The sequence below is a fragment of the Streptomyces sp. NPDC127100 genome, from assembly GCF_042724095.1.
GTDB lineage: Bacteria > Actinomycetota > Actinomycetes > Streptomycetales > Streptomycetaceae > Streptomyces.
The window spans coordinates 86,439-106,358 of sequence record NZ_JBHXFL010000007.1 but is presented as its reverse complement, the minus strand read 5'-3'; the positions used below and the strand labels follow the sequence as shown (position 1 = coordinate 106,358).

General features: G+C 73.0%; 21 protein-coding genes. 14 read left to right on the top strand and 7 right to left on the bottom strand.

Annotated features, from left to right (window positions below):
- Window positions 1-35 precede the first annotated feature (35 nt).
- Entirely contained in the window at window positions 36-608 is a 573-nt protein-coding gene (locus ACFWJB_RS10595; RefSeq protein ID WP_385466261.1) for a helix-turn-helix domain-containing protein, read from the bottom strand.
- An 80-nt stretch (window positions 609-688) separates the two neighbouring features.
- On the opposite strand from ACFWJB_RS10595, the gene ACFWJB_RS10590 reads away from it, so the two are divergent.
- The 5 genes from ACFWJB_RS10590 to ACFWJB_RS10570 all read left to right on the top strand — a co-directional run bounded on the left by ACFWJB_RS10590 (window position 689) and on the right by ACFWJB_RS10570 (window position 5,604).
- Window positions 689-1,654 (top strand): NAD(P)/FAD-dependent oxidoreductase, encoded by a 966-nt coding sequence (locus ACFWJB_RS10590; protein WP_385466258.1) that lies wholly within the window; start codon window positions 689-691, stop codon window positions 1,652-1,654.
- Window positions 1,655-1,865: 211 nt separating this feature from the next.
- Window positions 1,866-3,404, top strand: a complete 1,539-nt coding sequence (locus ACFWJB_RS10585) for an ATP-dependent DNA ligase (RefSeq protein ID WP_385466255.1) — start codon at window positions 1,866-1,868, stop codon at window positions 3,402-3,404.
- On the top strand, window positions 3,401-3,859 hold the full coding sequence (locus ACFWJB_RS10580; RefSeq protein ID WP_386921596.1) for an NUDIX domain-containing protein: 459 nt from the start codon (window positions 3,401-3,403) through the stop codon (window positions 3,857-3,859). The genes ACFWJB_RS10585 and ACFWJB_RS10580 overlap by 4 nt, the downstream gene beginning before the upstream one ends.
- 96 nt (window positions 3,860-3,955) lie before the next feature.
- Window positions 3,956-5,341, top strand: a complete 1,386-nt coding sequence (locus ACFWJB_RS10575) for an NADP-dependent succinic semialdehyde dehydrogenase (RefSeq protein ID WP_385466249.1) — start codon at window positions 3,956-3,958, stop codon at window positions 5,339-5,341.
- A gap of 26 nt (window positions 5,342-5,367) precedes the next feature.
- Entirely contained in the window at window positions 5,368-5,604 is a 237-nt protein-coding gene (locus ACFWJB_RS10570; protein ID WP_386921593.1) for a DUF6213 family protein, read from the top strand.
- 10 nt (window positions 5,605-5,614) lie between these two features.
- On the opposite strand, the gene ACFWJB_RS10565 is transcribed toward ACFWJB_RS10570, so the two are convergent.
- Window positions 5,615-6,841 (bottom strand): acyl-CoA dehydrogenase family protein, encoded by a 1,227-nt coding sequence (locus ACFWJB_RS10565; RefSeq protein ID WP_386921591.1) that lies wholly within the window; start codon window positions 6,839-6,841, stop codon window positions 5,615-5,617.
- A 168-nt stretch (window positions 6,842-7,009) separates the two neighbouring features.
- On the opposite strand from ACFWJB_RS10565, the gene ACFWJB_RS10560 reads away from it, so the two are divergent.
- Window positions 7,010-7,666 (top strand): TetR family transcriptional regulator, encoded by a 657-nt coding sequence (locus ACFWJB_RS10560; RefSeq protein WP_385466240.1) that lies wholly within the window; start codon window positions 7,010-7,012, stop codon window positions 7,664-7,666.
- Between the two features lie 38 nt (window positions 7,667-7,704).
- On the opposite strand, the gene def is transcribed toward ACFWJB_RS10560, so the two are convergent.
- Window positions 7,705-8,244, bottom strand: a complete 540-nt coding sequence (gene def, locus ACFWJB_RS10555; RefSeq protein ID WP_386921589.1) for a peptide deformylase — start codon at window positions 8,242-8,244, stop codon at window positions 7,705-7,707.
- A gap of 179 nt (window positions 8,245-8,423) precedes the next feature.
- On the opposite strand from def, the gene ACFWJB_RS10550 reads away from it, so the two are divergent.
- The 5 genes from ACFWJB_RS10550 to ACFWJB_RS10530 all read left to right on the top strand — a co-directional run bounded on the left by ACFWJB_RS10550 (window position 8,424) and on the right by ACFWJB_RS10530 (window position 13,056).
- Entirely contained in the window at window positions 8,424-9,662 is a 1,239-nt protein-coding gene (locus ACFWJB_RS10550) for a MurT ligase domain-containing protein (protein ID WP_385466234.1), read from the top strand.
- Between the two features lie 23 nt (window positions 9,663-9,685).
- A complete protein-coding gene (locus ACFWJB_RS10545; protein WP_385466231.1) occupies window positions 9,686-10,414 on the top strand; it encodes a type 1 glutamine amidotransferase in 729 nt (242 codons plus the stop codon).
- 166 nt (window positions 10,415-10,580) lie between these two features.
- Window positions 10,581-11,606: a 6-phosphofructokinase gene (locus ACFWJB_RS10540; protein ID WP_385466228.1), complete on the top strand. Its 1,026-nt coding sequence runs from the start codon at window positions 10,581-10,583 to the stop codon at window positions 11,604-11,606.
- Window positions 11,607-11,802: 196 nt separating this feature from the next.
- Window positions 11,803-12,750 (top strand): cytochrome c oxidase assembly protein, encoded by a 948-nt coding sequence (locus ACFWJB_RS10535; protein WP_386921586.1) that lies wholly within the window; start codon window positions 11,803-11,805, stop codon window positions 12,748-12,750.
- A 135-nt stretch (window positions 12,751-12,885) separates the two neighbouring features.
- Window positions 12,886-13,056 (top strand): hypothetical protein, encoded by a 171-nt coding sequence (locus ACFWJB_RS10530; RefSeq protein WP_386921584.1) that lies wholly within the window; start codon window positions 12,886-12,888, stop codon window positions 13,054-13,056.
- Between the two features lie 16 nt (window positions 13,057-13,072).
- On the opposite strand, the gene ACFWJB_RS10525 is transcribed toward ACFWJB_RS10530, so the two are convergent.
- The 4 genes from ACFWJB_RS10525 to ACFWJB_RS10510 are packed head-to-tail and all read right to left on the bottom strand — an operon-like array spanning window position 13,073 to window position 17,173.
- Window positions 13,073-14,287: a sensor histidine kinase gene (locus ACFWJB_RS10525; RefSeq protein WP_385466219.1), complete on the bottom strand. Its 1,215-nt coding sequence runs from the start codon at window positions 14,285-14,287 to the stop codon at window positions 13,073-13,075.
- Window positions 14,284-16,044, bottom strand: coding sequence for a cation acetate symporter (locus tag ACFWJB_RS10520; RefSeq protein ID WP_386921581.1), 1,761 nt, complete (start codon window positions 16,042-16,044; stop codon window positions 14,284-14,286). The genes ACFWJB_RS10525 and ACFWJB_RS10520 overlap by 4 nt, the downstream gene beginning before the upstream one ends.
- Before the next feature lie 7 nt (window positions 16,045-16,051).
- Entirely contained in the window at window positions 16,052-16,411 is a 360-nt protein-coding gene (locus tag ACFWJB_RS10515; RefSeq protein WP_385466213.1) for a hypothetical protein, read from the bottom strand.
- Window positions 16,412-16,414: 3 nt separating this feature from the next.
- Window positions 16,415-17,173, bottom strand: coding sequence for a LytR/AlgR family response regulator transcription factor (locus ACFWJB_RS10510; RefSeq protein ID WP_385466210.1), 759 nt, complete (start codon window positions 17,171-17,173; stop codon window positions 16,415-16,417).
- Window positions 17,174-17,230: 57 nt separating this feature from the next.
- Between ACFWJB_RS10510 and ACFWJB_RS10505 the strand changes: the two genes are divergently transcribed.
- The 3 genes from ACFWJB_RS10505 (at window position 17,231) to rocD (ending at window position 19,917) form a co-directional block, all read left to right on the top strand.
- Complete coding sequence (locus ACFWJB_RS10505; RefSeq protein ID WP_385466207.1) at window positions 17,231-17,734, top strand: Lrp/AsnC family transcriptional regulator; 504 nt, start codon at window positions 17,231-17,233, stop codon at window positions 17,732-17,734.
- A gap of 126 nt (window positions 17,735-17,860) precedes the next feature.
- Window positions 17,861-18,700 (top strand): dimethylargininase, encoded by an 840-nt coding sequence (gene ddaH, locus ACFWJB_RS10500; protein ID WP_385466204.1) that lies wholly within the window; start codon window positions 17,861-17,863, stop codon window positions 18,698-18,700.
- The gene (gene rocD / locus ACFWJB_RS10495; protein WP_386921578.1) at window positions 18,697-19,917 is read left to right on the top strand and encodes an ornithine--oxo-acid transaminase; all 1,221 of its coding nucleotides are present in this window, start codon (window positions 18,697-18,699) and stop codon (window positions 19,915-19,917) included. The genes ddaH and rocD overlap by 4 nt, the downstream gene beginning before the upstream one ends.
- Window positions 19,918-19,920: the final 3 nt, after the last annotated feature.

The window sequence follows — 19,920 nt, the reverse complement described above, 5'->3', positions numbered from 1 at the left end:
TGCCGATCAGGGAACAGGTGGCGGCAGGTCGTCCGTCACGCCTGGGCGGGCCGGGCGCGCACGTGCATGCGCTCCCCCTGCGGGCCGAACAGGCTGAGGAACTCGACCGGCCCCTCCCCCGTCGAGCCGAACCAGTGCGGCACACGGGTGTCGAACTCGGCCGCCTCGCCCGCGCCGAGCACCACGTCGTGCTCGCCGAGCACCAGGCGCAGCCGGCCGGACAGTACGTAGAGCCACTCGTAGCCCTCGTGCGTCCGCGGGTCCGGCTCCTCCTTGCGCTGCGGCTCGAGCACCTTGAACGCCTGGAGACCGCCCGGCTGGCGGGTGAGCGGCCAGTGGGTGCGGCCGTGGCGCACGATGGGCCGGGCGCGCACCCGGGGGTCACCGACGGGCGGGGCGCCGACCAGTTCGTCCAGCGCGACCTGATGGGCCTGGGCGATCGGCAGCAGCAGCTCGAGGCTCGGCTTGCGCAGGCCGGACTCCAGCCGCGACAGGGTGCTGACCGAGATGCCGGTCGACTCCGACAGGGCGGCGAGCGTGACCTCGCGCTCCTTGCGGATCTGCCTCAGCCGCGGTCCGACTCCCGCGAGTACGTCGTCTGCAGTCATGCGTCCATTGTTGCAGAACCGGCAAATGTGTTTGTCAATCCGGTGCTTCCGGGGCGACCTTCTGACCGGAGGTGGTCACCATGACCGAGAAGCAGGACCTGTCGGGAACGTACGAAGTGATCGTCGTCGGCGGCGGCGCGGCCGGGCTCTCCGCCGCCCTCGTCCTCGGCCGGGCGCGGCGGCGCGCCCTGGTCGTCGACGCCGGTGAGCCGCGCAACGCGCCCTCGGACCACATGCAGGGGTACCTGACCCGGGACGGCATGCCGCCCGCCGAGTTCCTGGCGCTCGGCCGGGAGGAGATCGCCCGCTACGGCGTCGGATTCGTCCGGGACCGCGTGGTGGGGGTGACCCGGGGCGATGACTTCGCCGTGGAGCTGGCCGGCGGGCCGACCGTGCGGGCGCGGCGGCTGATCGTCGCCACCGGCCTGAAGGACGAGCTGCCGGACGTCGCCGGGGTCGCCGAACGCTTCGGGCGGGACGTGCTGCACTGCCCGTTCTGCCACGGCTGGGAGGTCCGCGGCGAGCGCTTCGGCGTCCTCGCCACCAGCCCGCTCTCCGTCCACCAGGCGCTGATGGTGTCCGGGTGGTCGGACGACGTGACCCTGTTCCTGCACACGGTCGCCGAGGAGGAGCTGTCCGACGACGACCTGCGCCGGCTCTCCGCGGCCGGGGTGAAGGTGGTGCCCGGCCGGGTCGCGGGGCTGCGGGTCGAGGACGACCGGCTCACCGGCGTCCGGCCGGCCGGGGACGCTCCCTCCGGGGAGGGGTCCGTCCACGAGTGCTCGGTGCTCTTCGTCGCCCCGCGCGCCGTGCCGCGGACCGGCCTGATGGAGCGGCTGGGCGCGGAGCTCCGGGAGACCCCGTTCGGCGCCTACCCCGTGGTGGACCCGACGGGCCGGACCACCGTGCCGGGCGTGTGGACCGCGGGCAACGCGATGGGCTTCGCCGAGCAGGTCGTCCACGCGGCGAGCGGCGGCTACCGCGCCGCCGCCGCGATCGTCGGCGACCTGATCATGTCGGACCTGGACGCACGCCTCGGCGCGTAGCGCCGGGGCCCGGCGCGGCGGCGGTTGCCGGATGCTCCCCCGGTCGGCGGTCACCGGTACGGCGGGTCGGTGCCCCCGGGGACGGGGGCACCGGAGGACGCGCCCCGGCCCGGAGCGGTCAGGGCGCCCGGAGGGGACCGCGGCGGGGCGGCAGGCAGGTCCGTGCGCCCGTGCGGGTGTAGGCCACGCCTCTTCGGTGCACCATGACTGCATGCTGCTTGCCCGGCTGGCCCAGGTGTCCCGGGAGGTCGCGGCCACGTCGGCGCGGTCCCGGAAGACCGCCCTGCTCGCGGAGCTGTTCCGGGAGGCGGAGGCGGAGGACGTACCGATCGTCATCCCCTATCTGGCGGGGCGTCTCCCCCAGGGCCGGATCGGCGTCGGCTGGAAGGTGCTGGGCGAGCGGGTCGCCCCGGCCGCCGAACCCGGCCTCACCGTGCGCGACGTGGACGCCCAACTGACGGAACTCGGCGCGGTCTCCGGGGCCGGCTCGCAGGCCGAGCGGTCGCGGCTGGTCGGCGGCCTGATGGGCGCGGCCACCGAGGACGAGCAGCGCTTCCTGCTCGGGCTGCTCACCGGTGAGGTGCGCCAGGGCGCCCTGGACGCCGTCGCCGTGGAGGGCCTGGCCCTGGCGACCGGCGCGCCGGCGGCCGACGTTCGGCGTGCGGTGATGCTCGCGGGCTCGTTGCGGGCCGTGGCCGAGGCCCTGCTCGCCGAGGGTCCCGGGGCGCTGGCCCGGTTCCGGCTCACCGTCGGCCGCCCGGTGCTGCCGATGCTGGCCCACAGCGCGTCCTCGGTCGCCGAGGCGGTCGGCAGGCTGGGCGGCTGCGCCGTCGAGGAGAAGCTGGACGGCATCCGCGTCCAGGTGCACCGGGACGGCGGCACCGTACTGGTCTGCACCCGCACCCTGGACGACATCACCGGCCGGCTCCCGGAGGTCACCGCGGCCGCGCTCGGGCTGCCCGGCGAGCGGTTCGTCCTGGACGGCGAGGTGATCTCCTTCGACGAGGCCGGGCGCCCCCGCTCCTTCCAGGAGACCGCCGGACGAGTCGGCTCCCGCACGGACGTGACCACGGCCGCGCGGGCCGTCCCCGTCTCCGTCGTGTTCTTCGACGCGCTGTCCGTCGACGGCCGCGACCTGCTCGACCTGCCGCTGACCGAGCGGCACGCGGAACTGGCCCGGCTGGTCCCCGAGCCGATGCGGGTCCGCCGCACCCTGGTGGCGGGGCCCGACGACACGCCCGCGGCCGAGAAGTTCCTCGCCGAGACGCTCGAGCGCGGCCACGAGGGTGTCGTCGTCAAAGGGCTCGACGCGCCCTACAGCGCGGGCCGCCGCGGCGCGTCCTGGCTGAAGGTCAAACCCGTGCACACCCTCGACCTGGTCGTCCTGGCCGCCGAGTGGGGGCACGGACGCCGCACCGGCAAGCTGTCCAACCTCCATCTGGGAGCCCGCGCCGCGGACGGCTCGTTCGTGATGCTCGGCAAGACCTTCAAGGGCCTCACCGACGCGCTGCTGACCTGGCAGACCGAACGCCTTCGGGAGCTGGCCGTCGAGGAGCACGGCTGGGGCGTGACCGTACGCCCCGAACTCGTCGTCGAGATCGCCTACGACGGCCTCCAGCGCTCCACCCGCTACCCGGCCGGCGTCACCCTCCGCTTCGCCCGCGTCCTGCGCTACCGCGACGACAAGCGCCCCGAGGACGCGGACACGGTCGGCACGCTCCTCGCCGCCCACCCGGGGGTGGCCCCGTGAGGCGCAGCGCCGGCCTGCTGCTCCACCGCCCCGGCGCCGGGGGGACCGAGGTGCTGCTCGGCCACATGGGCGGCCCCTTCCACGCCCGCCGCGACGCCGGGTCGTGGACGATCCCCAAGGGCGAGTACGAGCCGGCGGAGCCCGCCTGGGAGGCGGCCCGGCGCGAGTTCCGGGAGGAACTCGGGCTGCCGCCGCCCGACGGCGAGGCCGTACCGCTCGGCGAGGTCCGCCAGTCCGGCGGGAAGGTCGTCACGGCCTGGGCCGTCGGGGCCGACCTCGACCCGGCGACCGTCATCCCCGGCACCTTCCGCATGGAGTGGCCGCCGAGGTCGGGCCGGATCGAGGAGTTCCCCGAGCTGGACCGGGTGGCGTGGTTCACGGTGGACCGGGCGCGCGAGGTGATCGTGAAGGCGCAGGCCGCGTTTCTCGACCGGCTGGCTGAGCACTCGCACTGAGAGAGGCGACGAGGGGCCCACCGGCCCCTCCGCGTTGCGGCACCCCCCGCCGCGCGCCAAGGTCGAAGCACGAGTCTGCACCCAGGGAGGTCGGCCATGCCCATCGCGACGGTGAACCCGGCGAACGGCGAGACGCTCAGGACGTACGAGGCCATGGGCGAGGAGGAGATCGAGCGCCGGCTCCAGCTCGCGGAGGCCACCTTCCGCACGTACCGGACCACGCCGTTCGAGGAGCGGGCCCGGCTCATGCACCGGGCGGCCGACCTCCTGGAGGCGGACCAGGACGAGATCGGCAGGGTCATCACCACCGAGATGGGCAAGCCGGTCAAGCAGGCCCGCGCGGAGGCCGCCAAGTGCGCCAAGGCGATGCGCTGGTACGCCGACCACGCCGCGGACCTGCTCGCCGACGAGGAGCCCGCCGAGGCGGACGTCAAGGACTCCGGCGCCTCCCGGGCCCTGGTGCGCTACCGGCCGCTCGGACCGGTGCTCGCGGTGATGCCGTGGAACTTCCCGCTGTGGCAGGTGATCCGCTTCGCGGCGCCCGCGCTGATGGCGGGCAACGTGGGCCTGCTCAAGCACGCCTCGAACGTCCCGCAGACCGCCCTGTACCTGGAGGACCTGTTCCACCGCGCGGGCTTCCCCGAGGGCTGTTTCCAGACCCTGCTGATCGGCTCCGCCGCGGTCGACGACATCCTGCGCGACGAGCGCGTGCGGGCCGCCACCCTCACCGGCAGCGAGCCCGCCGGCCGCGCGGTCGCCTCCACCGCCGGGGAGATGATCAAGAAGACGGTGCTGGAGCTGGGCGGCAGCGACCCCTTCGTCGTCATGCCGTCCGCCGACATCGACCGGGCCGCGCGGGTCGCGGTGACCGCACGCACGCAGAACGCCGGGCAGTCCTGCATCGCCGCCAAGCGGTTCATCGTGCACACGGACGTGTACGACGCCTTCGTCGAGCGCTTCACCGAGGGCATGAGGGCGCTGCGGGTCGGCGACCCGATGGACGAGGAGACCGAGGTCGGACCGCTCTCCAGCGAGCAGGGCGTGACCGACGTGGTGGAACTGGTCGAGGACGCGGTACGCGGCGGCGCGCGGGTGCTGTGCGGCGGCGAACGCCCCGACGGCCCCGGCTGGTACTACCCGCCGACCGTGCTGGCCGACATCACCCGCGAGATGCGCATCCACCGCGAGGAGGCCTTCGGTCCGGTCGCCACGGTGTACCGGGCGGCCGACCTGGACGAGGCCGTGCTGATCGCCAACGACACGGACTTCGGGCTCAGTTCCAACGTGTGGACCCGCGACGACGCCGACGTGGACCGCTTCGTCCGGGACCTGGAGGCGGGCGGGGTCTACGTCAACGGGATGACGGCGTCCCACCCGGCGTTCCCCTTCGGCGGGGTGAAGCGGTCGGGCTACGGGCGTGAGCTGTCCGGGCACGGAATCCGCGAGTTCTGCAACATCACCACCGTATGGCACGGGGCGTGAGGGTTCCGGGGCTACGATCCCTTTTCGTGACCCGCGAAGTGACCCTGCCTCTGATCGTCGACGACCGCGGCACCCTGCAGGTGTCCGCGGCCGACGTGAGCAAGCTGCTGCGCACGGTGGGCGGTCGGTGGCTGCGGCTGGTGGAGGCCGGCGAGGAGGGTCTGGACGAGGACACCGTGGCGGCCCTCACCATCGAACTCGCCAAGCTGGCCGACCGCATCGACGTGGCGTGCATCGCCCACTCCAGCGGCCGGCCCACCTGACCCCGGGCCGCTAGCGGATCGGCATGCCCGCCAGGGTCCGCGCGATCACCAGCCGCTGGATCTCGCTGGTGCCCTCGAAGATCGTGTAGATGGCCGCGTCGCGGTGCATCCGCTCCACCGGGTACTCCCGGGTGTAGCCGTTGCCGCCCAGGATCTGGACCGCCTGGGCGGTCACCTTCTTCGCCGTCTCACTCGCGAACAGCTTGGACATCGAGCCCTCGGCGGCCGTGAACGGCTTGCCGTTGACCGCCATCCAGGAGGCCCGCCACACCAGCAGCCGGGCCGCGTCGATCGACGTGCGCATGTCGGCGAGCTGGAAGGCGACGCCCTGGTTGTCGATGATCGGGCGGCCGAACTGCTCGCGGGTCCTCGCGTAGTCGAGGGCGACCTCGTACGCGGCGCGGGCGGTGCCGACCGCCATGGCGCCGACGGCCGGGCGGGACGCCTCGAAGGTGGCCATCGCCGCGTTCTTCACGCGCTCGCCGCCGGCCTTGGCCTTCTCGCGGGCGCGGGCCAGGCGCGCGTCCAGCTTCTCCTTGCCGCCGAGCAGGCAGGAGCCGGGGACGCGCACGTTGTCGAGGACGACCTCGGCGGTGTGCGAGGCGCGGATGCCGTGCTTCTTGAACTTCTGCCCCTGGGACAGCCCCGGGGTGTTCGGCGGCACGATGAAGGAGGCGTGACCCTTGGAGCCCAGCTCCGGGTCGACGACGGCGACGACCACGTGGACGTTGGCGATGCCGCCGTTGGTGGCCCAGGTCTTGGTGCCGTCGAGCACCCACTCGTCCTTGGCCTCGTCGTACACGGCGCGCGTGCGCATGGAGGCCACGTCGGAGCCCGCGTCGGGCTCGGAGGAGCAGAAGGCGGCGACCTTGACGTCGTTGGCGTCGCCGTACATCTGGGGGATCCAGGTGCCGATCTGCTCCTCGGTGCCGTTGGCGAGGACGCCGACGGCGGCGAGGCCGGTGCCGACGATGGACAGCGCGATGCCGGCGTCGCCCCAGAAGAGCTCCTCCATCGCCATCGGGATGCCGAGGCCGGTGGAGTCGAAGTACTGCTGGGCGTAGAAGTCGAGGGAGTAGATGCCGACCTTGGCGGCCTCCTGGATGACCGGCCAGGGAGTCTCCTCACGCTCGTCCCATTCGGCGGCCGCGGGGCGGATGACGTCGGCGGCGAAGCCGTGCAGCCAGTCCCGGACCTCCTTCTGTTCGTCGTTGAGCTCCATGGTGAACTCGGCCATGTCCCCTCCAGTGACGCACCTGCGTGTTACTTGCGGTAACCCGAGTCTGTTACCGACGGGTAGTGAAAGTCAACTCCCGAGGACCCCCGGCCTCCCGTTCGATGGGCACGGGCCGCCGGGTGTTAGTTTGCGCAGGCGTCACCGAATCAGCACGGGTGGGGAGAGCACATGAACACCACGCAGCGGACCGAGCAGCAGCGGTCCGCCGACCGTCGACGGCGCGAGCTGCTGGAGGCCGCCGACCGGGTGGTGCTGCGCGACGGCCCGCAGGCCTCGATGAACGCCATCGCCGCCGAGGCGGGCATCACCAAGCCGATCCTCTACCGGCACTTCGGCGACAAGGGCGGCCTGTACGCCGCCCTGGCCCAGCGGCACACGGACGCCCTCCTCGCCTCGCTGCGGGCCGCCCTGGACGCCCCGGCCGACCGGCGCGAGCGCGTCGAGGCCACGCTGGACACCTATCTGGCGGCCATCGAGGCGGCCCCTCAGGTGTACCGCTTCCTGATGCACCCGGCGGAGGGCAGCACCGGACCCGGCGACCAGACCGAGCAGGGCTTCGACGTGGGCAGGCACTCCGCACCCCTGCTGCGCCGCATGGGCGAGGAGCTGGGCAAGGTCATCGAGGAACGCCTCGACATGGGTCCCGGCAGCGAGCGGCTGGCCCGGGTCTGGGGGCACGGCATCGTCGGCATGATGCACGCCGCCGGCGACTGGTGGCTCGGCGAACGCCCCTGCTCCCGTGCGGAGTTGGTGACGAGTCTGGCGGACCTGCTCTGGGGCCGGCTGTCCGCGGCCGGGGACAGGGTGGGCGGCCCGGGCTTCTGACCCCCAAGATCTCCGGCCCGGCGCCGCGGCGGGCGCGTTCAGCGGCTCCACGACGCCCGCGCGACCTGCCTCATCAGCTTCCGGTGGCGCCGGCCCGACAACCGGTCGGCGTAGATCCGCCCCTGGAGGTGGTCGCACTCGTGCTGGAGGCACCTGGCGAAGAAGCCCGTCCCGTGCACCGTGACCGGCTCCCCTGTCGCCGTGAAACCCTCGACGACCGCGTGGTCGTGGCGCTCGGTGCCCGCCTCCAGGCCGGGCAGCGACAGGCAGCCCTCCGGGCCGCGCACCACCACCCCGTCCGCCTCGACGAGCCGCGGGTTCACCACGTGACCGAGATGGCGCACGTCCTCGTCGTCCGGGCAGTCGTACACGAAGACGCGCAGCGGCTCACCGATCTGGTTGGCGGCCAGGCCGACGCCGTGCGCGGCGTACATCGTGGCGAACAAGTCCTCCACGAGCGCGGCGAGTTCCGGACCGAAGTCCGTCACCTCCTCGCACGGGGCGTGCAGGACGGGGTCGCCGAGGAGACTGAGGGGCCGTACGCGCCCGTGGACGCCCGGGATGGAGCCGTGTCGCATGACGCTCAGAGTAAGGTCCCTGTGTTCCCCGGCGGCGCGCGCCCACCGTCGGGGCCGCGTGGCCGGTGCCGCGATTCGGGAGTGTGAACGGATCTCGATAGGCTGAGGTCCACACCACGTGGCCGTCAGGCTTCCCAGGCTTCAGGCGCGGCGCGTACGGCAAGGAGGATCGAGAACTGATGGCAGGCAACTCGGACCCGCTCACGCCGCGGGCCAAGATCGCCGTGACCGCGGGCAAGGCGGTCGCGGCGGCGTCCCGCGCCGCCGGACGAGGCAGCGGTTCGGTGATCGGCGGCCGGGTCGCGCTGAAACTCGACCCCGACCTCCTCGCCCGGCTCGCCCAGCACCTGGACGTGACCCTCGTCTCGGCGACCAACGGCAAGACCACCACCACCCGGCTCATCGCAGAGGCGCTCAAGGCGGCCGGCCCGGTCGTGTCCAACGCGCTCGGCGCCAACATGCCCGCCGGCATCACCTCGGCGCTCGCCGGCGGCGCGGACGCCCGGTACGGCGTCCTCGAGGTCGACGAGAAGTACCTCGTCGGCGTCGCCCAGGCCACCGACCCGAAGTGCATCGCGCTGCTCAACCTCTCCCGCGACCAGCTCGACCGCGCCGCCGAGACCCGGATGCTCGCGGAGAACTGGCGTGAGGGCCTGGCCGGTTCGAAGGCCGTGATCGTCGCGAACGCCGACGACCCGCTGGTCGTGTGGGCCGCCTCCTCCTCCCCCAACGTGATCTGGGTCGCCGCCGGGCAGATGTGGAAGGACGACGCCTGGTCCTGCCCGTCCTGCGGCGGTGTGATGCAGCGTCCGGGCGACGACTGGTTCTGCGGCGAGTGCGGCTTCCGCCGGCCCACGCCGAGCTGGGCGCTGTCCGGCGACCACGTCCTCGACCCGCACGGCTCCGCCTGGCCCATCCACCTCCAGCTGCCGGGCCGCGCCAACAAGGCGAACGCCGCCTCCTCGGCCGCCGTCTGCGCCGTCTTCGGGGTGCCGCCGCAGGTCGCCCTGGAGCGGATGTACCAGGTGCAGGCGGTCGCCGGGCGCTACGACGTGGTCCAGTTCCAGGGGCGCGACCTGCGTCTGCTGCTCGCCAAGAACCCCGCGGGCTGGCTGGAGACCTTCTCCCTGATCGACCCGCCGCCGACCCCGGTGATCCTGTCGGTGAACGCGCGCGGTGCCGACGGCACCGACACCTCCTGGCTGTGGGACGTGGACTACACCCGGCTGACCGGTCACCCGATCTGCGTGATCGGCGACCGCAAGCTGGACCTCGCGGTGCGCCTGGAGGTCGCGAACCAGCAGTTCCAGGTGTGCGAGAACCTCGACCAGGCGGTGCAGCTGTGCCCGCCCGGCCGGATCGAGGTCATCGCGAACTACACCGCCTTCCAGGACCTGCGCCGCCGCGTCGGCAACTGACCGCGAGACTTCAGGGGATTTTCGTGAGCGACAACCAACTGCGGATCGTCTGGATCTACCCGGACCTGCTCAGCACGTACGGCGACCAGGGCAACGCCCTCGTCGTGGAGCGCCGGGCCCGGCAGCGCGGCCTCGACGTGGCCCGGCTCGACGTGCGCAGCGACCAGCCGATCCCGACCTCCGGCGACATCTATCTGATCGGCGGCGGCGAGGACCGTCCGCAGCGGCTCGCGGCCGAGCGGCTGCGCCGCGACGGGGGTTTGCACCGGGCGGTGGAGAACGGCGCGATCGTCTTCTCCGTCTGCGCCGGCTACCAGATCCTCGGCCACGAGTTCATCAACGACCTCGGCCAGCGCGAGCCGGGCCTCGGCCTGCTCGACGTGGTCTCCACCCGCGGCGAGGGAGCCCGGTGCGTCGGCGACGTCCTCGGCGACATCGACCCGCGCCTCGGCCTGCCCCCGCTGACCGGGTTCGAGAACCACCAGGGCGTCACCCACCTCGGCTCCACCGCCCGTCCGCTCGCCCAGGTGCGCTTCGGCAACGGCAACGGCACGGGCGACGGCACGGAGGGCGCGTACAACGACACGGTCTTCGGCACGTACATGCACGGGCCCGTGCTCGCCCGCAACCCGCAGATCGCGGACCTGCTGCTCAAGCTGGCCCTCGACGTGAACGCGCTGCCGCCGACCGACGACCGGTGGTACGAGGCGCTGCGCAACGAGCGCATCGCGGCGGCGCAGCAGCCCGCCTGACGCCCCAGCGGCAGCCCGTCTGATGATGCATCCGCACAGGTGAGCGGGTACGTCCAGTAGGCGGACGCACGGTTCGGCCCCGCCCCCCGGTACCGCTAGGGTGGCGGGGAATCGAACCGGACAGCGCGGTCCGGACCCGTGCCACGTTGAGAAGGTAACTGGGGCTATGCGCATTGGTGTCCTCACGTCCGGCGGTGACTGCCCCGGCCTGAATGCCGTCATCCGGTCCGTCGTGCACCGCGCCGTCGTCGACCACGGCGACGAGGTCATCGGCTTCCGGGACGGCTGGAAGGGCCTCCTGGAGTGCGACTACCTCAAGCTCGACCTCGACGCGGTCGGCGGCATCCTGGCCCGCGGCGGCACCATCCTCGGCTCCTCCCGGGTCCGTCCCGAACATCTGCGGGACGGCGTGGAGCGCGCCCGCGGCCACGTCGCGGAACTCGGACTCGACGCGATCATCCCGATCGGCGGCGAGGGCACGCTGAAGGCCGCCCGGCTGCTGTCCGACAACGGCCTGCCGATCGTGGGCGTGCCGAAGACCATCGACAACGACATCGCGGTCACCGACGTCACCTTCGGCTTCGACACGGCCGTCACCGTCGCCACCGAGGCCCTGGACCGGCTGAAGACCACCGCCGAGTCCCACCAGCGGGTGCTCATCGTGGAGGTCATGGGCCGTCACACCGGATGGATCGCCCTGCACTCGGGCATGGCGGCCGGCGCCCACGCCGTCGTCGTCCCGGAGCGGCCCTTCGACATCGACGAGCTGGCCGCCAAGGTCGGCGAGCGGTTCTCGGCGGGCAAGCGGTTCGCCATAGTGGTGGCCGCGGAGGGTGCCAAGCCGAAGGCGGGCACCATGGACTTCGACGAGGGCGGCAAGGACGTCTACGGCCACGAGCGCTTCGCCGGGATCGCCCGCCAGCTCTCGGACGAGCTGGAGCACCGGCTCGGCAAGGAGGCCCGGCCGGTGATCCTCGGACACGTCCAGCGGGGCGGGACGCCCACGGCGTACGACCGGGTGCTGGCGACCCGGTTCGGGTGGCACGCGGTGGAGGCCGTGCACCGCGGGGAGTTCGGGATGATGACCGCGCTGCGCGGGACGGACATCGCGATGGTGTCGCTGGCCGACGCCGTCGAGACGCTGAAGACGGTCCCGGACGCGCGCTACGACGAGGCGGAGTGCGTGCTCTGAGCGGTGCCGCCGAAAGCTGGGGCCCACCGGTCCGTCGCGGTCCGCGGGCCGGGGCTGGTTGACCGCACGGTTCCCCGCGCCCCTTCGGGGCGCTTCGCCGCCCCCGGTGAGGATGGTCGCCGGGGGCGGTTCTACGCTTGCCTTCGGACAGACAGCGTGCAAACGCGCTCAACCCCCACGAAACAGGAGCCGGCGGATGGATCACAGCGGGCACGGCATGACGACGGATCTGCCGCCGTTCACGCTGGGGCGTGGGCTCGGCTGGTCGCCGGACCTCTTCTTCCTGATCGCCTGCCTGCTGGGTCTGGCGCTGTACGGCTGGGGTGTCGTCCGTCTGGCGCGGCGCGGTGACAAGTGGCCGGTGGGACGGACCGTCGGCTTCGTCACCGGTGTGCTGAGCATCGCGCTGATGATGTGCACCAGGCTGAACGACTACGGCATGGTCATGTTCAGCGTGCACATGGTGCAGCACATGGTGATCAGCATGGTCTCGCCGATCCTGCTGCTGCTGGGCGCCCCGATCACCCTGGCGCTGCGGGCGCTGCCCACGGCGGGCCGGGGGCGCAAGGGGCCGCGCGAGCTGCTGCTGATGCTGCTGCACAGCCGCTACATGCGGATCGTCACCCACCCCGTGTTCACCATCCCGCTGTTCATCGCGAGCCTGTACGCGCTGTACTTCACCCCGATCTTCGACTTCCTGATGGGCTCCAAGGTCGGGCACGTCGGGATGATGGTGCACTTCCTCGCCGTCGGCCTGGTCTTCTTCTGGCCGATCATGGGCGTGGACCCGGGTCCCCACCGGCCCGGTTACCTGATGCGGATGCTGGAGCTGTTCGCGGGCATGCCGTTCCACGCGTTCTTCGGCATCGCGCTGATGATGGCGTCCTCCCCCATGGTCGAGACGTTCCGCAACCCGTCCGCGTCGCTGGGCATCGACGCGCTCTCCGACCAGAACGCGGCGGGCGGCATCGCCTGGGCGTTCAGCGAGGTCCCCTCGGTCCTGGTGCTGCTCGCCCTGGTGGCCCAGTGGTACGCGTCGGACCAGCGGCAGGCCCGGCGCACCGACCGGGCCGCCGATCGCGACGGCGACAAGGAGCTCGAGGCGTACAACGCCTACCTGGCCTCCCTCAACGCACGCGGCTGACCGGCACCTCCTACGGAGCCGGCCCCCTCCCCCCTTCCGCGGCGGCCTGGAAAAGGTGCGCATATCGCCGTACGCGCCGTGCGGCGGCGGAACCGGGGCACCATGGAGGGAACGGACCACGAGGAGGGTGTCGCGATGCCCGGTTCCACGGACAGTTCCACGAAGACGATGGGTGCGCTCACCATCGGAGGCCTGGTCGCGGTGACGGCCTACACGGTGGCGCTCGGCAGCAACGGCTGGCTGTGGTTCGGCTGGGTCGTCCTGGGCCTGATCACCATCGGGATGGTCGCCACGCGCAGCACCTGAGCCGCGCCGGCCGCCCTCATTCGCGGCCGAGCCGGCGGGCCGAGTGGACGCCCGGCTGGTACTTGGGCAGCCGGGCGGTGATCTTCATGCCGGCCCCGACGGCGGTCTCGATGACGAGGCCGTGGTCGTCCCCGTAGACCTGCCGGAGCCGGTCGTCGACGTTGGACAGGCCGATGCCGCCCGACGGGCTCACCTCGCGCGCGAGGATGCGGCGCAGCAGACCGGGGTCCATTCCGGCGCCGTCGTCCTCGATGACGACCAGGGCCTCGGCGCCCGCGTCCTGCGCGGTGATCTGGATGTGGCACGTGCCCGAGGACACGGCCTGGCCCTCCAGGCCGTGCTTGACGGCGTTCTCGACAAGCGGCTGGAGGCAGAGGAAGGGCAGGGCCACCGGCAGCACCTCGGGGGCCACCTGGAGGGTGACGGCGAGGCGGTCGCCGAAACGCGCCCGCACGAGCGCCAGGTAGTGGTCGATGGCGTGCAGCTCGTCGGCGAGGGTGGTGAAGTCGCCGTGCCGGCGGAACGAGTAGCGGGTGAAGTCGGCGAACTCGAGGAGCAGCTCGCGGGCGCGCTCGGGGTCTGTGCGCACGAAGGACGCGATCACCGCGAGCGAGTTGAAGATGAAGTGCGGCGAGATCTGGGCCCGCAGCGCCTTGATCTCGGCCTCGATGAGTCGGGTGCGGGACTGGTCGAGGTCGGCCAGCTCCAGCTGGACCGACACCCAGCGCGCCACCTCACCCGCCGCCCGGACCAGGACGGCGGACTCGCGGGGCGCGCAGGCGACGAGGGCGCCGTGCACCCGGTCGTCGACGGTGAGCGGCGCGACGACCGCCCAGCGCACCGCGCAGTCGGGGGTGTCGCAGGTGAGGGGGAAGGCCTCGCCCCGGCCGGTCTCCAGGGGGCCGGCCAGGCGCTCCATGATCTCGGCGCGGTGGTGGGCGCCCACGCCGTCCCAGACCAGGACCTCCTTGTGGTCCGCCAGGCACAGCGCGTCGGTGCCGAGCAGGGCGCGCAGCTTGCGGGCCGACTTGCGGGCGGTCTCCTCGGTGAGTCCGGCGCGCAGGGGCGGCGTCGCGAGGGAGGCGGTGTGCAGGGTCTGGAAGGTGGCGTGCTCGACCGGGGTGCCGAGTCCGTCGAGGTTCTGCGGCCGGGCCGTGCGCCGCCCCAGCCAGAAGCCCGCGGCCAGCAGCGGCAGCACGGCGACGACCAGGCCCGCCAGGAAGCCGCTCACGACGTCACCTCCCTGCGCAGCTCGTCCGCGCGCCGTTCCTCGGTGCGCAGTTCCTCGGTGCCCAGCTCCTCCGGCAGGTGGAAGCGGGCCAGGATCGCCGCGGTCCCGGCCGGCACCCGGCCCGGGGTGGCCAGGGAGACCAGGACCATGGTGAGGAAGCCCAGCGGCACCGACCACAGGGCGGGCCAGGCCAGCAGCGCGTGCAGGGCACCGCCGCCGCCCGGGAAGCCGCCCATGGTCGCGGCGACGGCGAGCAGCGCGGAGCCGCCGCCCACCAGCATCCCGGCCGCCGCGCCGGGCGGGGTCAGCCGCCGCCACCAGATGCCGAGGACCAGCAGCGGGCAGAACGAGGAGGCGGACACCGCGAAGGCGAGGCCGACGGCGTCGGCGACCGGGAGCCCGCCGACCAGGGCGCTCGCCGCCAGCGGGACGGCCATCGCGAGGACCGTGCCGAGCCGGAAGTGCGGTACGCCCCGGGACGGGAGCACGTCCTGGGTGAGGACGCCCGCGACGGCCATGGTGAGCCCGGACGCCGTGGAGAGGAACGCGGCGAACGCGCCGCCCGCGACCAGGGCGCCGAGCAGGTCGCCGCCCACTCCCCCGATCACCCGGTCCGGCAGCAGCAGGACGGCGGCGTCGGCGTCGCCGGTGAGGGTCAGCTCGGGGGCGTAGAGGCGGCCGAGGGCGCCGTAGACGGGCGGCAGCAGGTAGAAGGCGCCGATCAGGCCGAGGACGGCGACGGTGGTGCGGCGGGCGGCGACGCCGTGCGGGCTGGTGTAGAAGCGGACCACGACGTGCGGCAGGCCCATGGTGCCCAGGAAGGTGGCGAGGATCAGCCCGTACGTCGCGTACAGCGGGCGCTCCGTGCGGCTCTCGGCCCGTGACGGGGACAGGGCGTCGTCGGCGCCGCGTCCGGCGGCGGGGACCGGGGTGCCCTCGGCGAAGGTGAGGCGGGTGCCGGCCCCGACGCGGTGGGTGCCGGCGGGGAGCTCGACCGGGACGCCGTCGAGGGCGCGGCCGTCCACGGTGCCGTCGACGGTGACGGCGAGCGGCCGGTCGAGGTCGAGGGTGAGGGTGTCGCCGACCCGCACGGACCGCTGCTCGCGGAAGGCGGCCGGTTCCTCGAAGGCCCGGCCGGGCGCGCCGTCGCCCTGCCAGGCCAGGACCAGGAAGAGCGCGGGGACGAGCAGGGCGGTGAGCTTCAGCCAGTACTGGAAGGCCTGCACGAAGGTGATGCTGCGCATGCCGCCGGCGGCGACGATGGCGATGACGACGACCGCGACGACGACTCCGCCGAGCCAGTCGGGCGCGCCGGTCAGCACGGTCAGTGTCAGTCCGGCGCCCTGGAGCTGGGGCAGCAGGTACAGCCAGCCGACGCCGACGACGAAGGCGCCCGCCAGCCGTCGTACCGCCTGGGAGGCGAGCCGGGCCTCGGCGAAGTCGGGCAGGGTGTAGGCGCCGGAGCGGCGCAGCGGGGCGGCCACGAACAGCAGCAGGACCAGGTACCCGGCGGTGTAGCCGACCGGGTACCAGAGCATGTCGGAGCCCTGGACGAGGACCAGGCCGGCGATGCCGAGGAAGGACGCGGCGGAGAGGTACTCGCCGCTGATGGCGGCGGCGTTCAGGCGGGGGCCGACGGTGCGGGAGGCGACGTAGAAGTCGGAGGTGGTGCGGGAGATGCGCAGGCCGAACGCGCCGACCAGGACGGTGGCGACGGCGACGAGGGCGACGGCGGGTATCGCGTAGTTCGGGTTCATCGGTGGGTCATCGGTCCTCGACGAGGCGGACGAAGTCGCGCTCGTTGCGCTCGGCGCGGCGGACGTACCAGCGGGCGAGGAGGACGAGCGGGGCGTACAGCCCGAAGCCGAGGACGGCCCATTCGAGGCGGCGGGCGGCGGGCATCACCGCGAACAGCAGCGGCAGCGGGCCGACGAGCAGACCGAGCACGGCGAACGCGGTGAGGCCGGCCCGCAGCTGGCTGCGCATGAGGGAGCGGACGTAGGTGTGGCCGAGGGTGGTCTGCTCGTCGATCTCGGTGCGCGGGCGGTAGTAGCCGGAGGCCCGGAGGGTGCGCCGGGGCGGGCCGGTGACGGTGACGCGGCGCTCGGCGGGGTCCTGGGGCACGTCTCACGGCCTCCGCATGAGCAGGTCCCGCAGTTCGCGGGCGTGCCGCCGGCTGACCTGGAGTTCCTCGGCACCGACCAGGACGCTCACGGTTCCGGCGTCCAGGCGGAGCTCGCCGATGTGGCGCAGGGCGACCAGGTGGCGGCGGTGGATGCGGACGAAGCCGCGGGCGCGCCAGCGCTCCTCCAGGGTGGACAGGGGGATGCGGACGAGGTGGCTGCCCTTGTCGGTGTGCAGGCGGGCGTAGTCGCCCTGGGCCTCCACGTGGGTGATGTCGTCGACGGCCACGAACCGGGTGACGCCGCCGAGCTCGACGGGGATGTGGCCGGGGTCCGGCTCGTGCACGGGTATGCGGGGGGCGGCGGTGGCGTTGGCGCGCTGCTCGACGACGCGGCGGACCGCCTCGGCCAGCCGTTCCGTGCGGACGGGTTTGAGGACGTAGTCGACGGCCTTGAGGTCGAAGGCCTGCACGGCGAAGTCCTCGTGCGCGGTGACGAACACGACCAGCGGCGGCCGGGCGAAGCCGGTCAGCAGCCGGGCGAGGTCCAGTCCGTCGAGGCCGGGCATCTGGATGTCGAGGAAGACGACGTCGACGGCCTCGGGACCGTGCGGGCCGGACTCCAGGGCCCGGTTGATGCGGCGCAGCGCCTCGGTGGCGTCGCCGGCGCCCTCCACGCTGCCGATCCGCGGATCGGCGTTGAGCAGGTAGAGCAGTTCCTCCAGCGAGGGGCGTTCGTCGTCGACGGCGAGGGCGCGCAGCATGAAGGTGGAGTGTAGGTGTTATCCGGACGCCTGGACATGGCTGGCTACAGTGCGGGCATGAACAGCAGGCCCTCGCCCTTCGACGAGCTCGACCGGAAGATCGTCACCGCCCTGATGGCGAACGCCAGGACGTCCTTCGCGGAGATCGGCGCGGGGGTCGGGCTGTCCGCGACGGCGGTCAAGCGCCGGGTGGACCGGCTGCGTGAGACCGGTGTGATCACGGGGTTCACTGCGACGGTGCGGCCGTCCGCGCTGGGCTGGCGCACCGAGGCGTACGTGGAGGTGTACTGCGAGGGGGCGGCCCCGCCGAGGCGGCTGGCGGAGGTCGTGCGGGGCTATCCGGAGATCACGGCGGCGATGACGGTGACCGGCGGGGCGGACGCGCTGCTGCACGTGCGGGCGCGGGACGTGGAGCACTTCGAGGAGGTGCTGGAGCGGATCCGGGCGGAGCCGTTCATCCGCAAGACGATCAGCGTGATGGTGCTGTCGCACCTGCTGCCGGACAGTCCGGAGGCCGGGGCCAACCATCCCGCGCCGCAGGGCGCAGCAGACGTGCGCTGACCGGCCCGAGGACGCAGCGTTCGTGCGCGGACACGCAGCTCTCGTCGCTTGTCGCCCGTCGGCATCGCTTCCTACCGTGGAGTCATCCCGCAGTCACCATCAGTTAGGAAGCGGAGGAACCCCTCTGTGTCCGACTCCCGTGTGCCGCGCCGGCGGCGCTTCCTCGTCTGCGAACCCAGACACTTCGCCGTGCAGTACGCGATCAACCCGTGGATGTGCTCCGGGGAGCCCGTCCACGTGGGCCGTGCGCTGACCCAGTGGCGTGCGCTGGTCGACTCCTACCGGCGCCACGGGCACACCGTGGACACCGTGGCACCGGTCCCCGGGCTGCCCGACATGGTGTTCGCGGCGAACGCCGCCCTCGTGGTGGGGGGCCGGGTCTTCGGCTCGCTGTTCCACGCGCCGGAACGCCGCCCCGAGTCCGTGCCCTACGAGACGTGGTTCAAGGGCGCCGGCTTCGACGTCCACCTCCCCGAGGCGGTCTGCGAGGGCGAGGGCGACCTCGTGCCGGTGGGCCGCTGGATCCTGGCCGGCACCGGCTTCCGCACCACCCCCGAGGCCCACCGCGAGGTGCAGGAGTACTTCGGGCGGCCGGTGGTGTCGCTGACGCTGGTGGACCCGTACTTCTACCATCTGGACACGGCCCTGTTCGTCCTCGACGACGGCCACGAGGGAGGTGACGGGAACATCGTCTACTACCCCGGGGCGTTCTCGCCCGGCAGCCGTGAGGTGCTGGAGCGGCTCTATCCGGACGCGGTCCTCGCCACCCGTGCGGACGCCATGGCGTTCGGGCTCAACTCCGTGTCCGACGGGCGGCACGTGTTCGTCTCGCCGGGGGCGCGGGAACTCGCCGAGCGGCTGGCGGACCTCGGTTACGTCCCCGTCCCCGTAGACCTGTCCGAGTTCCACAAGGCCGGTGGCGGCATCAAGTGCTGCACCCAGGAGATCCGGGAGACCCGTTCATGACCGCACCCGCCCGTACCCGCGGCTCGGAGGAGCTCATCCGCGCGGAGGAGCCCGTCCTCGCCCACAACTACCACCCGCTGCCCGTGGTCGTGGCCCGCGCCGAGGGTGCCTGGGTGGAGGACGTGGAGGGCCGCCGCTACCTGGACATGCTGGCCGGCTACTCGGCGCTCAACTTCGGTCACCGCCACCCGGCGCTGATCGAGGCCGCGCACCGCCAGCTCGACCGGCTGACGCTGACCTCGCGCGCCTTCCACAACGACCGGCTCGCCGGGTTCGCCGAGAGGCTGGCCGCCCTGACCGGCACGGACATGGTGCTGCCGATGAACACCGGCGCGGAGGCGGTGGAGAGCGGCATCAAGGTGGCCCGCAAGTGGGCGTACGACGTGAAGGGCGTCCCGGCCGACCGGGCGACGATCGTGGTCGCGGCGGACAACTTCCACGGCCGTACGACGACGATCGTCAGCTTCTCGACGGACGAGACGGCACGCTCGGGCTTCGGTCCCTTCACGCCCGGCTTCCGGATCGTGCCGTACAACGACCTGGCGGCCCTGGAGGCGGCGGTCGACGGGACGACGGCGGCCGTGCTGATCGAGCCGATCCAGGGCGAGGCCGGCGTCAACATCCCGGACGACGGCTATCTGGCGGGGGTGCGGGAGCTGACCCGGCGGGCGGGCTGCCTGTTCGTCGCGGACGAGATCCAGTCCGGCCTGGGCCGTACCGGGCACACCCTCGCCGTCGAGCACGAGTCGGTCGTCCCGGACGTGGTGCTGCTGGGCAAGGCGCTGGGCGGCGGCATCGTGCCGGTGTCGGCGGTGGTCGGCCGCCGGGAGGTGCTCGGTGTGCTGCACCCGGGCGAGCACGGTTCGACCTTCGGCGGCAACCCGCTGGCCGCCGCGGTCGGCACGGCGGTGGTGGAGCTGCTGGAGACCGGCGAGTTCCAGCGCCGGGCGGCCGAGCTGGGCACGGTGCTGCGCTCGGGGCTGGAGGCGCTGGTCGGCAGGGGCGTCGTCGGTTTCCGGGCGCGGGGACTGTGGGCGGGCGTCGACGTGGACCCGGCGCTCGGCACCGGCCGCGAGATCAGTGAGCGGCTGATGCGCGAGGGCGTCCTGGTCAAGGACACCCACGGCTCCACGATCCGCCTGGCGCCGCCGCTGACCGTCACCGCCGAGGAGCTGCGCGGCGCGCTCGGGACGCTGGAGAAGGTCCTGACCTCCTGAGGA